The organism is Brevundimonas sp. EAKA (assembly GCF_000698025.1).
Taxonomy (GTDB): Bacteria; Pseudomonadota; Alphaproteobacteria; order Caulobacterales; family Caulobacteraceae; genus Brevundimonas; species Brevundimonas mediterranea_A.
In genome coordinates this window covers 1-12,151 of record NZ_JMQR01000013.1, presented here as the reverse complement: position 1 = coordinate 12,151, position 12,151 = coordinate 1, and the positions used below count along the sequence as shown (strand labels likewise).

Annotated in this window: 10 protein-coding genes; 7 read left to right on the top strand and 3 right to left on the bottom strand. The window is 64.8% G+C overall.

The window, feature by feature from the left end; all coding sequences use genetic code 11:
- Positions 1 to 132 precede the first annotated feature (132 nt).
- On the top strand, positions 133 to 1,407 hold the full coding sequence (locus ER13_RS03420) for a sugar MFS transporter (protein ID WP_035306543.1): 1,275 nt from the start codon (positions 133 to 135) through the stop codon (positions 1,405 to 1,407).
- A 71-nt stretch (positions 1,408 to 1,478) separates the two neighbouring features.
- On the opposite strand, the gene ER13_RS03415 is transcribed toward ER13_RS03420, so the two are convergent.
- A complete protein-coding gene (locus tag ER13_RS03415) occupies positions 1,479 to 2,087 on the bottom strand; it encodes a TetR/AcrR family transcriptional regulator (protein WP_164952606.1) in 609 nt (202 codons plus the stop codon).
- A gap of 132 nt (positions 2,088 to 2,219) precedes the next feature.
- Between ER13_RS03415 and ER13_RS03410 the strand changes: the two genes are divergently transcribed.
- From ER13_RS03410 to ER13_RS03395, 4 genes are all read left to right on the top strand, one after another.
- A complete protein-coding gene (locus ER13_RS03410) occupies positions 2,220 to 3,425 on the top strand; it encodes an efflux RND transporter periplasmic adaptor subunit (RefSeq protein ID WP_008260475.1) in 1,206 nt (401 codons plus the stop codon).
- A 3-nt stretch (positions 3,426 to 3,428) separates the two neighbouring features.
- Positions 3,429 to 6,701 carry an efflux RND transporter permease subunit gene (locus ER13_RS03405; protein WP_035306536.1) on the top strand — a complete coding sequence of 1,091 codons (3,273 nt, stop codon included), beginning with the start codon at positions 3,429 to 3,431 and terminating at the stop codon, positions 6,699 to 6,701.
- Complete coding sequence (locus ER13_RS03400; protein WP_035306533.1) at positions 6,701 to 8,134, top strand: efflux transporter outer membrane subunit; 1,434 nt, start codon at positions 6,701 to 6,703, stop codon at positions 8,132 to 8,134. The genes ER13_RS03405 and ER13_RS03400 overlap by 1 nt, the downstream gene beginning before the upstream one ends.
- A gap of 213 nt (positions 8,135 to 8,347) precedes the next feature.
- Positions 8,348 to 8,551, top strand: coding sequence for a hypothetical protein (locus tag ER13_RS03395; protein ID WP_231492465.1), 204 nt, complete (start codon positions 8,348 to 8,350; stop codon positions 8,549 to 8,551).
- 19 nt (positions 8,552 to 8,570) lie between these two features.
- Here ER13_RS03395 and ER13_RS18585 read toward each other — a convergent pair whose 3' ends face one another.
- The gene (locus ER13_RS18585) at positions 8,571 to 8,747 is read right to left on the bottom strand and encodes a hypothetical protein (protein WP_183196064.1); all 177 of its coding nucleotides are present in this window, start codon (positions 8,745 to 8,747) and stop codon (positions 8,571 to 8,573) included.
- Between the two features lie 161 nt (positions 8,748 to 8,908).
- On the opposite strand from ER13_RS18585, the gene ER13_RS17895 reads away from it, so the two are divergent.
- Both ER13_RS17895 and ER13_RS19275 read left to right on the top strand, forming a co-directional pair.
- Positions 8,909 to 10,276 (top strand): AAA family ATPase, encoded by a 1,368-nt coding sequence (locus ER13_RS17895; protein WP_081836111.1) that lies wholly within the window; start codon positions 8,909 to 8,911, stop codon positions 10,274 to 10,276.
- The gene (locus ER13_RS19275; protein WP_155988066.1) at positions 10,273 to 11,007 is read left to right on the top strand and encodes a DUF4435 domain-containing protein; all 735 of its coding nucleotides are present in this window, start codon (positions 10,273 to 10,275) and stop codon (positions 11,005 to 11,007) included. Before ER13_RS17895 ends, ER13_RS19275 begins: the two co-directional genes overlap by 4 nt.
- A 1-nt stretch (position 11,008) precedes the next feature.
- On the opposite strand, the gene ER13_RS03390 is transcribed toward ER13_RS19275, so the two are convergent.
- A partial coding sequence (locus tag ER13_RS03390) for an HlyD family secretion protein (protein ID WP_368664384.1) occupies positions 11,009 to 12,151 on the bottom strand: 1,143 nt, incomplete at its 5' end.

The window sequence follows — 12,151 nt, the reverse complement described above, 5'->3', positions numbered from 1 at the left end:
TCGGCGCCGCCCAAGTTTGGTTACAGCCTGTGTTTTTCCGCTGGACGGCGCGTCCGCGATGCCCGAACCAAGGCGACCAGAACCGCGCGGGGAAAGCGCGGCCGTCCTTAGTTCTATCCGCAGGGGGAATTCATGTCCGCTCCAGAGGCCGCCAAGCGCCAGGGTACGACCCTGGCCTTCGCCTATGTCACCACGCTCTTCTTCGCCTGGGGCTTCGCCACCTCGCTGATCGATCCGCTGATCGCGGCGGTGAAGCGGGTGTTCGATCTGAACAACGCCGAGGCCTTTCTGACCACCTTCGCCTGGTTCATCGCCTATGGGCTGATGTCCCTGCCGGCGGCGGCGGTGCTGGGCCGGCTGGGCTACAGCCGTTCGATCATCGGCGCCCTGGTGGTCATGGTGGCGGGCTGTCTGATCGTGCCGGCCGCCACGGCCGCCGACTGGTACCCCGGCGTTCTGATCGCCCTGTTCGTGATCGCCTCGGGCGTCACCCTGCTTCAGGTCGCGGCCAATCCGCTGGTCGCCGAACTGGGCAGCCGCAAGGGCGCATCCAGCCGTCTGAACCTGTCGCAGGCCTTCAACTCCCTGGGCACCACGGTCGGGCCGTGGCTGGGGTCGCACGTGCTGCTGACGGGGGGCGTCTTCGCCGCCGGCGCCGTGGTCACGGCCGCGACCCGCACCCAGTCGCTGCGCAGCATCGACATGGCCTTCCTGGGCATGGGCGCCTTCTTCGCCGTCGTGGCCTTCTTCATCTTCACGGCCCGCAAGAAGATCAATGTGGCGGCCCCGGCCGCGACCGAGGCGGTCTCGCCGCTGAAGGCCCTGTCCTCGCCCTGGGCGATCTTCGGCGCCCTGGCGATCTTCCTCTATGTCGGTTCGGAAGTGGCCATCGGCGGCATGCTGACCAACTTCCTGGAAAGCCCCGATATCCTGAACGCCCCGATCGAGACGGCGGGCAAGATGGTCGCCCTCTACTGGGGCGGCGCCATGGTCGGCCGGTTCATCGGCTCGTGGGTGCTGTCGCGCGTGTCGCCCGGCGTGGTCCTGGCCTGCTGCACCGTCGCTGCGGCCACGCTCTGCCTGCTGGTCAGCCAGATCGGCGGACCGACGGCGGCCTATGCGGTCCTGTCGATCGGCCTGTTCAACTCGATCATGTTCCCGACCATCTTCACCCTGACGCTGGAGCGGTCCACGGCGCCGACCTCGGCGACCTCGGGCCTGCTGATCTTCGGCATCATCGGCGGCGCCCTGCTGCCGCAGGTGGCGGCGCGCATCGCCGACGCCGCCGGCGCCCTTCAGCCGGCCTTCCTGGTGCCGATGGCGGGCTATGTCGGCCTGACCGTCTTCGCCATCGCCTGCGCCCGCACCAAGGCCAAGGCGGAAGTGACCACGGTCGCCTCGCACTAAGGGCCGGTCGTCGGACAAGACAAAGGGCGCGGAGGGCGACCTCCGCGCCCTTCTTCATTTCGGGGGCGTGATCAGCCGTCGATCAGGGACTGAAGGATCGGCGCCAGCCGGTCGCGCATCGCCTCGCATTCGGCCGGCTCGATGTTGAAACTGCCGCCGCCCAGTTCGCGGCTGACCGACATGCCCATGATGAATCCCGCCAGCAGCCGCGCCCGCACCGTGGCGTCCGGGCCGCTGAGCCAGTCTTCCAGAGGGCCAAAGAAACGGGCCGTGCAGGTGGTCTGCACCATGTCCGCCGCCTTGGCCGAGCCGATGGAGCGCAGCATGATCGACATGCCCTTGAGCTTCTCGGCCTTCTTGGGTTCGAACACGATCTCATGGGCCACGCGCCGGCCGAAATCGGATTTCTCGCCCGACATCAGGGCGCTGCCGTCGCCGCAGCTGTCCAGCGCCGCCAGGAACAGATCGTCCTTGGATCCGAAATACCGGCTGATCAGGGCCGCATCGACGCCGACGTCGCGGGCGATGTCGCGCATGCCCACGTCGTCATAGCTCTCGGCCGCGAATCTTTCGCGTGCTGCGTCGAGAATGGCCGTGCGCGTCGCAGCGGCGTTCCTCGGGCGTGGGCCGGGACATAACAAGGGGATGACACTCCACAGAACAATAACCGTAGACACCATATGGCTTTGTCAACGCGTGTTGACAAGCGTCACGACGCCCATCATTAAGTCACCACGCGTTGACAACGGCCGACTCCCCATCGGCCTCTGTCCGCACGACAGGGATTTACCTCCGACAGGGAGATTGCGCAGATGCGCGGGCTGAAGATTGCGGCCGTGTCCGTCATGGTGACGGGCGCGCTATATGGATGTTCCCCCAAGGCCGAAGGCCAGGCGCCCGGCGCCCCGCCGGTGACGGTGGCCACGCCGCTGCAGCAGAAGGTGGTGGACTGGGACGAGTTTACGGGCCGCTTCGAGGCGGTCGAGAGCGTCGACGTGCGGGCGCGGGTCGGCGGCTATGTCCAGGCCGTCCACTTCCGCGACGGCCAGATGGTCCAGAAGGGGCAACTGCTGTTTACCCTGGACCCGCGTCCGGCCCAGGCCGCTCTGGCCCAGGCCCAGGCCCAGGTCGCTCAGATGCAGTCGCAACTGACCCTGGCCCGCGCCAACCTGGCCCGCAGCGAGACCCTGCTGGCCTCGCAGGCGGTGTCCAAGGCCGAATATGATTCCAACAAGGCCGCCGTTGATGCAGCCGCCGCCAATATCGCCGCCGCCAACGCCGCCGTGCGTACGGCGCGGCTGAATCTGGAATATACGCGGGTCACCGCGCCGACCTCGGGCCGCGTTTCCGATCGCCGCGTCGATCCCGGCAACCTGATCGCCGGCGGCTCCTCGGCGGGCGACATCCTGACCACCATCATTTCGGGCGGCCCGATCCACTTCGTCTTCGACGGGTCGGAAGCGGTCCTGCTGAAATATCTGCGTGACGGCGGCGCCGCCAACGGCGCCCCGGTCCGCATCCGCCTGCAGGACGAGAGCGGCTTCACTCGCACCGGTCGCCTGGACTTCTCGGACAATGCGCTGGACACCTCGTCAGGCGTCATCCGCATGCGCGCCATCGTGCCGAACGGCGACGGCTTCCTGCGTCCCGGCCTGTTCGGCCGCGCCCAGGTCGCGGGCGCCGGCTCCTACGACGCCCTGCTGGTGCCGGACACCGCCATCGGCACCGATCAGTCGCGCCGCGTCGTCTCGGTCGTCAACGCCGACGGCTCGGTCACGGCCAAGGCCGTCCAGCTGGGTCCGATCGTCCAGGGTCTGCGCGTGATCAAGTCGGGTCTGGCCCCGACCGACCGCGTGATCATCGCCGGTCTCCAACGCGCCGCCCAGCCGGGTTCGAAGGTCACGCCCAAGAACGGCCGCATCGCCCCCGTCGCCGAACAGGCGTCGGACGCCCCGGTCACCCAGGCGGCTCCGGCCTCGACCGGCTCGTTCGCCAACAGCCTCTCCACCGGCGACTAAGCCATGAACATATCCCGCTTCTTCATCGACCGGCCGATCTTCGCGGCCGTGATTGCGGTGGTGATCACCATCATCGGCGTCTTCGCCTATCCGCTGCTGCCCCTGTCGCAGTATCCGGAGATCGCGCCGCCGACGATCACCATCAACGCCGCCTATCCCGGCGCCTCGGCCGAGACTCTGGCCGAGACCGTCGCCGCCCCCATCGAGCAGGAGGTGAACGGCGTCGAGGACATGCTCTACATCACCTCCTCGTCCACCTCGGACGGCTCGGTGGCCATCACCGTCACCTTCCAGCCCGGCACCGATCTCGACGCCGCGCAGGTGCTGGTCCAGAACCGCGTCTCCCTGGCTGAACCCCGTCTTCCCGACGCGGTCCGCCAGACCGGCGTCGTGGTCAACAAGGCCGAGAGCGGCTTCCTGATGGTGCTGGGTCTGACCTCGCCCGACGGCTCGCTCAGCAACGACTATGTCGGCAACTACGGCAATTCGACGCTGCGGGACCGCCTGCTGCGGCTCGAGGGCGTGGGTGCGGTCCAGGTCTTCGGCGGCGGCAACTATTCGATGCGGATCTGGATCGACCCGGCCAAGGCGGCCGAGCGCGGCCTGACCGGCCCGGATATCGTCGCCGCCCTGCGGGCCCAGAACGTCCAGGCCGCCGCCGGCTCGATCGGCCAGCCGCCGTTCCCCAACAGCGCCTCGGCCTTCCAACTGCCGATTCAGGTTGAAGGTCGTCTGACCGACCCCGACCAGTTCTCCAATGTCGTCCTGAAAACCGACAGCCAGGGCCGCGTCACCTATCTGCGCGACGTGGCTCGGATCGAACTGGGCGCCCAGGATTACGGCATCCGCGGCTTCTTCGACGGCCAGCGCGGCGTCGGCCTGGCCGTCGTCCAGCAACCGGGGGCCAACGCCCTGGGCACCGCCGAACGCGTCCTGGCCGAGGTCGAGGCCGTCAAGGCCGAACTGCCCGCCGGCATGGACCTGTCCGTCCCCTATAATCCGACCGAGTTCGTCGCCGCCTCGGTGGAGTCGGTTCAGCATACGCTGATCGAGGCCGTCATCCTGGTCGTGATCGTGGTCATGATCTTCCTTCAGACCTGGCGGGCGGCGATCATCCCGATCGTGGCCATCCCGGTCGCCCTGGTCGGCACCTTCGCGGTGCAGCTGGCCCTGGGCTATTCGATCAACTCCCTGTCCCTGTTCGCGCTCGTCCTCGCCGTCGGCATCGTCGTCGATGACGCCATCGTCGTGGTCGAGAATGTGGAGCGGGCCATAGGCGAGGGGCTGACTCCCAAGGAGGCCGCCTACCGCTCGATGCAGGAGGTCTCCGGCGCCCTTATCGCCATCGGCCTGGTGCTGATCTCGGTGTTCATTCCGACGATGTTCGTGCCCGGCATCCCCGGCATCTTCTATCGCCAGTTCGCCGTGGTCATCGCCTCGGCCTCGGTGATCTCGCTGTTCGTGTCGCTGACCCTGTCGCCGGCCATGGCCGCCCTGCTGCTGAAGCCGCACAGGAAGGACCACGAGAACGACCGCAAGCCGGGCGTCCTGGGTTCGGTCGTCTATTACGGCGGCTGGGCCGGGCGTAAGTTCAACGAGGGCTTCGACTGGCTGTCGGATCGCTATGGCCGTCTGACGGCGCGCCTGGTGCGCACCGTGGGTCTGGTTCTGATCATCTACGCCGGTCTGCTGGGCCTGACCGCCTGGCGTCTGGTCGACACGCCCTCGGGCTTCATCCCCGAGCAGGATCAGGGCTTCCTGATCGGCGTCATCCAGCTTCCGGCCGGCGCCTCGCTGGACCGCACCGAGGCGGTGATGCAGCGCGCCAGCAAGATCATCCAGGATACGGGTGGCGTGGACGGCACCGTGGCCTTCGCGGGTCTCGACGGCGCCAGCTTCTCGTTCGGCTCCAACGCCGCCACCATCTTCGTGCGTCTGAGCCCGTTCGAGGACCGGACCAAGGAAGAGGCCGCCGCCGCCCTGGCTGGGGCCATCACCCAGGCCACGGGTCAGATCGAGGACGCGCAGATCTTCGTCATCGCTCCGCCGGCGGTCCAGGGTCTGGGCAACGGCAACGGCTTCAAGATGATGATCCAGGACACCTCGGGCGCCGGCTACCGCGCGCTGGAGGGGGCGACCTTCGCCATGATGGGCGCCGCCGCCCAGGCCCCGGATCAGGTGAGCCAGGTCTTCTCGACCTACAACACCGGTTCGCCGCGCATCTCGGCCGACGTCGATCGTGACAAGGCGCTGATGATGGGCGTCCAGCCCGGCGCGGTGTTCGACACCCTGGGGGTCTATCTGGGCTCGTCCTATGTGAACGACTTCAACATGCTGGGCCGCACCTATCGGGTGACGGCGCAGGCCGAGCCCCAGTACCGCGACGACATCGCCGACATCGCCAACCTGAAGACCCGCTCGTCCAGCGGGGCCATGGTGCCGATTGGTTCGGTGGCGAACCTGGTCAATGACTCGGGTCCGTCCCGGATCGTCCGCTACAACCTGTTCCCGGCGTCCGAGCTTCAGGGCAACCCGGCCATGGGCGTGTCTTCCGGCCAGGCGCTGGGCGTCATGGAGCAGATGGCGACCAGCACCCTGCCGCAAGGCTTCAGCTACGAGTGGACCGAACTGGCCTACCAGCAGAAGGCGGCGGGTTCCGGCACGACCATGATCTTCCTGATGGCCGTGGTCTTCGTCTTCCTGGTCCTGGCGGCCCAGTATGAGGCCTTCACGCTTCCGCTGGCGGTCATCCTGATCGTGCCCATGTGCCTGCTGGCGGCCATGATCGGGGTGAATCTGCGGGGCCTGGACAACAACATCCTGGTCCAGATCGGCCTGGTCGTTCTGATCGCCCTTGCGGCCAAGAACGCCATCCTGATCGTCGAGTTCGCCAAACAGGCGGAAGAGGACGAGGGCATGAACCGGTTCGATGCAGCCGTGGCTGCGGCCCGGACCCGCCTGCGTCCGATCCTGATGACCTCCTTCGCCTTCATCCTCGGCGTCGTGCCGCTGATGCTGGCGACCGGGCCGGGCGCCGAAATGCGCCAGTCGCTCGGCACGGCGGTCTTCTCCGGCATGTTGGGCGTGACCTTCTTCGGCCTGATCTTCACGCCGGTCTTCTATGTCGTGACCCGCTGGCTGTCGTCCAAACTGCCGCAAGGCAAGAAGCCGACGTCGAAGTCGAACGTCACCGAAGCCGTCCGCTACGATCAAACTTCCAGCCTGACCGATCCCGATGCGCCGGCTCCGGCCGCCGGGCGGGGAGGGGGCTTCTGATGACCCGCACCAAGACCCTCAGCTTCCTGACCGTCGCAGCATCCGGCGCCCTGCTGGCCGCCTGCGCGGTCGGGCCCCAGGCGCCTGCCGCCGACCTGCCTGTGGCCGGGACGGGCGCCTTCGTCGGCTCCGCCTCGACCACGGTCTCGACCGCCCAGGCGCGAGATGACTGGTGGCGGCTGTACGACGATCCGACCCTGGACGGCCTGATCCGTCAGGCCTTCGCCGAGAACAACGAGCTGGAGGCGGCCTTCGCCAACCTGCGCGCGGTTCGGGCGTCGCTGTCCGAGGCGCGCGTGGGCCGGTTCCCGACCACGACCACCAGCGCCCAGGCCCAGCGCAGCCGCGCCTCGGCGGCCACCTCCTCGGTTCTGGAGGCGGACGGCAAGGCGCCCGAGATCGACACTTATGACGTCGGTCTGTCGGCCAGCTACGAGGTCGATCTGTTCGGCCGGGTGGAATCGACCATCCGCGCCGCCCGCGCCGACGCCCGCGCGGCCGAGGCCGCCCTGGCCACGGTCCAGGTCTCGGTCGCGGCCGAGACCGCCCGCGCCTATGCCGACGCCTGCTCGGCCAACGCCCAGATCGCGGTGGCCGAACGGACGCTGGGGCTGCAACGCAATACGGCTCAGCTGACCCAGACCCTGCTCGACGGCGGGGCGGGCACCGGCCTGGACGTGGCCAGCGCCCGCGCGGCCCTGGCCCAGACGGCGGCGACCCTGCCGACGCTTCGCGCGTCGCGCAACGAAGCCCTGTACCGTCTGGCGACCCTGACGGGCGTCACCCCGGCCGAGGCCAGCCAGGCCGCCGCGGCCTGCGTCCGGCCGCCGCAGCTCAGCCAACCGATCCCGGTCGGCGACGGCGCGGCCCTCCTGGCGCGACGTCCTGACGTGCGCCAGGCCGAGGCGAACCTGGCCGCAGCCGCGGCCCGCGTGAACGTGGCGACCGCCAATCTGTATCCGCAGATCAGCCTGGGCGGTTCTCTCGGCTCGACGGCCCAGGACTCGGGCGAACTGGGCGACGACCAGAACTTCCGGTTCAGCTTCGGTCCGCTGATCAGCTGGTCCTTCCCCAACGTCTTCGCCGCCCGCGCCCAGATCAAGGCCGCCGACGCCCGCTCCGACGCGGCCCTCGCCACCTTCGACCAGACGGTGCTGACGGCCCTGCAAGAGACCGAGACGGCGCTCAGCAACTACGCCAACGAGCTGGACCGCCGCGCGGCCCTGACCGAGGCGCGCGATCAGGCCGCCCGCGCCGCCAACCTGTCGCGTCAGCGCTTCAACGCCGGCGCCGACAGCTTCCTCGTGGTGCTGGACGCCGAACGGACCCAGGCCGCCGCCGACGCCGCCCTGGCCCAGTCGGACGCCCTGGTCACCACCTACCAGATCGCCCTGTTCCGCGCCCTCGCCGGCGGCTGGCAGGCCGACAGCTGATCGACCCCGTCCCCCCGCTCGGGCGGGGGGGACGGTTTCGACGATGACAAGCGCCGGCGGCCTCACGGTCGCCGGCGTTCGTCTGAGCATGAGGCGCCGAGCCCGGCGGCCGTGACTGCGGTCGTCCACAGCTGTGATGCGTCAGTGTGTTCGTGATTTGTTCTATTCGTGCTTTAACCGATGGCGGCGGTCGGCGGCGTGACGGAGGAACAGATGAACGACGGAGTCCTGGCCGATATGATGGCCGAACTGGATGCGGAACTGGCGCGGGCGGAGGCGTCCCTGCCGGAACATCCCGAACAGACGCGCCAGACCGAGGTGATGCGCGCTCTCGCCCTGGGCCTGGGCAATTTCGAGCGGATGCGGGCCCACGACGTGCATCTGCTGGCGGCCCGGTTGTCGCCCCGCCGAGGGTGAGGGCGCGCGCGGCGGCGGTTCAGGGCTTGCGCTTGAAGGTGTCGCCAATCTCCGCCGCGTCCGGACCGTCCGGTCCCGCGCTGCGGCGCTCCTGCTGACCGACCTTCTTCACATCGGCGTCGGAGGTCAGGCCGTCGGGCTTGCCCGCCGGGTCCGCGCCGTTCTTCTCCCGGCCCTTGGTCTGTTCACGGTCCATCAGGATCTCCCTTGCTGGGAGAGGAGCGCGGGGGGAGGGGGAGGGTTCCCTCAGGCCAGGGAGGAGACGGACAGATAGATATGCGTATCTGGTACGGGCAACTAGCAGGAAGCCCTTGACCATTTCTTGGTTGTGAGCGTTTTTAGCGGCAAGGGGATTTCATGAAGATTCGCAAATTTTCAGCCGTTAACTTGAACGGGTACATCAATTTTCGACAGTTGCATTTCGATCCGCAACTGACCTTTCTCGTTGGCATAAATGGAAGCGGAAAGACGTCCCTGATTAGGGCGATAATGGCTTTGATAACTCCCGACGTTGATTGGTTGATGACGGCCGCCTTTGAGAAGGTCAGCGTCGAGGTGGAAATAGGTCAAGATATTATCGAAGTTCATGCGTCTAAATCTAGTGATGGCTGTAGGGTTTCGTTTTTAAGAAATGGATTGGCTGTATCGTCTTTTGATCTGAATTCACAAACGTACACCCGTCTTGTGAGAGATCGTGAGGAATGGGAGTTCGATGATGATGTTGAGCCGATAACAATATCGGAATCATATTCTAGAATTCCAGATGGAATTGAAGTTTTTGATCAGATTAAGCGTTTACCGACGCCGATATTCTTAGGATTGGATCGAACTACACTTGGTCCGGATCGGACGCATGCGTCTCGTCCTCGCCGTATCAGATCCACTCGAAGGATGCATCCGACTATACGCTCATTTTTAGATGAAAGCGTGGCTCAGGCAGAAGCCTTGGCCCTTGAAGCTCAGAGATCAGCTCAATCGCAACGAGCGAGACTCGCGTCAAAGCTTAGAGAGGATATCCTATTGTCTCTCTTTCGAGACCCTAAGGCAGCATCGTCTGGAATGCCTCGTCATGGTGAAGCGAAGCGTCATGATCGCGCTAGGCGGTCACTCAAAGAAGCATTTAGCTTTATGGGATTGCCGGCTGATCGTATCAGCGCTGCAATAGATCCATTTTATTCTGAGCTGATTGGGCTTGCGTCTGTCCTTAGTGGCAAGTCAGTGCAGCAAATATTTCAAAGTGATGATCAAACATTACGAAATAGGTGGATGGAATGGCAGTCATTTCAGCAGCAGCTATATTTAGTGAATGGGGTAGATGAGTTAGTTTCCGAATTTAATAGATCGGAAAAAATAATATTTATGGCGATTAGAAAATACGAAGACATACTCAATTCGTTCTTCTTTGACTCAAAAAAGAAGTTACGCCTGACGGAAGATTTTGATATTGAACTTGATCTGCCTTCTGGAAAAACTGGCGATGTCTATTTCTTATCGTCTGGTGAGCGGCAACTATTTGTCCTTATAACTGCGTTAATGTTTAACGACGACGCCGATCAGGCGGATCTAGTTATAATTGATGAGCCGGAGCTTTCTCTTCATATTAAGTGGCAAGAGTCGTTCGTTGGGTCGTTGATGGATGCCAACCCGCATGCCCAGCTAATAATGGCCACACACAGCCCGTCTATCATTTCGGGCCGTCAAGAATACTGTGTTTCACTTGTATGATTGAATATTCTGGTGCCGCTTCTGTTATACCGATAGGTTGTAGGGCGGACGTTGAACGAGCTGCCGCTAACGATAATGGCTCGGATGGACGACGAAAGATCTACATTGTAGATGGTGATCTAGATCTACTTGCGCGAGGTCGTCACGAGAAGGTCCCGAACCTTCATAGGTTAAGCGTATATGCGGTAGAAAATCTTGTATTATCTTCTGAATCAGTGTCGTCGTATGCTGATATTGTGTGTCCCCATCTGACGAGCGCTGAGGCTTCGTCACGAGTCGGTGTGGACGATGTGTTGAAAAATGTACGAACCTATGGTGCCGGATATTTTACCATTTTGGCAGTTGCTCGAAGACTTAAGCTAAGGGGGAATGAATTTCGAATAATGCATACCGACGTATGTCGATCTGAAAAGGGTCGGTATGTGGAAATTGACCCATCTAAGCTGCGTGCCTTTTTAAGGGTAGCAATTAAGTCGATAATTAGCAGCGTCGGCTTGCGGCGTTATAGATTGGCAAAGCAGTTCGTTAGGGAGCGAATAGCCACTAAGGGGCTTGATGCCATCCATTTTGTCTCGGCTAAGCATATTACTCTAAAAATTCTTAACGATAGAGTCGCAAGTGTAGGGGGATCTGCGCTGAAGCAGGGCGTTATTGTTTCTACTCTCGCCAACAATACGAATGTTATCGCTGATCGGGCGTTGGTGTTAAAGCTGAGGGCATTGTTTCGCTAGATTAGCCGCCCGTATCCACCTTCGCCACCACCGACATCCCCGGCGCGAGACGCTCCACGCCCGCCTGCCCCGGCTCGATGCGGATGCGGACCGGGATGCGTTGGGCGACCTTGGTGAAGTTGCCGGTGGCGTTGTCGGGGCGGATGACGCTGAACTCGCTGCCGGCGGCGGGGGCGATGCGTTCGACGCGCCCGCGCAGGGTCCGGCCGCCCAGGGAATCGACCGCGATCTCGACCGGCTGGCCGATGCGGATGTCGCGCATCTGGGTCTCCTTCATATTGGCCGTGACCCAGACGACGTCGGGCACCAGGCCCATCAGCTGGGTTCCGGCGGTGACATACTGACCCTGGCGCACGCCGACCTCGCCCAGGCGGCCGGGGCGGGGGGCGGTGATCCGGGTGTTGGCCAGGTCGATCTGGGCCAGGCGGACGGCGGCCTGGGCGTTCTCGACGGCGGCGGCCAGACTGTCGCGGTTGACCACGGCCGAAGTGACGCCGGTCTGGGCCACGCCTTCGCCGGCCTGGGCCTGGGCCAGCTGGGCCTGGGCGCTGCGCAGGGCGGCGACGGCGATGTCCACATTGGATTGCGACACCCAGCCCCCGGCCTTCAGGGTGCGGGCTCGGTCGGCGTCGGCCTGGGCGCGGGTCAGGGCGGCCTGGGCTGCGGCGATGCCGGCGCGCTGTTGCGCCACCGCGCCGCGGGCCGAGGCCTGGCTCTGGGTCGAGTTGGACAGGGCCGCCTGGGCGGAATGTAGCGCCGCCTCGGCCTGCTCCAGCTTCTGGCGATAGGTGCGGTCATCGACCTGGGCCAGCAGTTGGCCCTGCTGAACGGCCTGGAAGTCCTGGACCGGGACCTGGACCACATAGCCGCTGACCTGGGGGCTGATGATCGTCACCTGGCCGCGCACATAGGCGTTGTCGGTCCGCTGCACATGGCCGGTGAAGGGCGGCAACTGCCAGGCGTACAGCACCAGGCCCACGGCGAAGACCGCGACCACCGCGGCGATCACGGCCCAGAGGACGCGTTTGTCCGGCTCGGGCGGCGACGCAGGCGGAGGCGGCGCAGGTTGAGCGGATTGGGGGGATGTCGTGTCGGTCATCGGCGTGCGGGGGGCTTTCAGGGGATCAGTCGGCGGTCGGGGCGG

Excerpts from the sequence above, each read along its gene's own strand:
- ER13_RS03415 (WP_164952606.1), bottom strand. The coding sequence starts at position 2,087 with ATGGTGTCTACGGTTATTGTTCTGTGGAGTGTCATCCCCTTGTTATGT.
- ER13_RS03410 (WP_008260475.1), top strand. The coding sequence starts at position 2,220 with ATGCGCGGGCTGAAGATTGCGGCCGTGTCCGTCATGGTGACGGGCGCG.
- ER13_RS17895 (WP_081836111.1), top strand. The coding sequence starts at position 8,909 with ATGAAGATTCGCAAATTTTCAGCCGTTAACTTGAACGGGTACATCAAT.
- ER13_RS03420 (WP_035306543.1), top strand. The coding sequence starts at position 133 with ATGTCCGCTCCAGAGGCCGCCAAGCGCCAGGGTACGACCCTGGCCTTC.
- ER13_RS03395 (WP_231492465.1), top strand. The coding sequence starts at position 8,348 with ATGAACGACGGAGTCCTGGCCGATATGATGGCCGAACTGGATGCGGAA.
- ER13_RS03400 (WP_035306533.1), top strand. The coding sequence starts at position 6,701 with ATGACCCGCACCAAGACCCTCAGCTTCCTGACCGTCGCAGCATCCGGC.
- ER13_RS03405 (WP_035306536.1), top strand. The coding sequence starts at position 3,429 with ATGAACATATCCCGCTTCTTCATCGACCGGCCGATCTTCGCGGCCGTG.
- ER13_RS18585 (WP_183196064.1), bottom strand. The coding sequence starts at position 8,747 with ATGGACCGTGAACAGACCAAGGGCCGGGAGAAGAACGGCGCGGACCCG.
- ER13_RS19275 (WP_155988066.1), top strand. The coding sequence starts at position 10,273 with ATGATTGAATATTCTGGTGCCGCTTCTGTTATACCGATAGGTTGTAGG.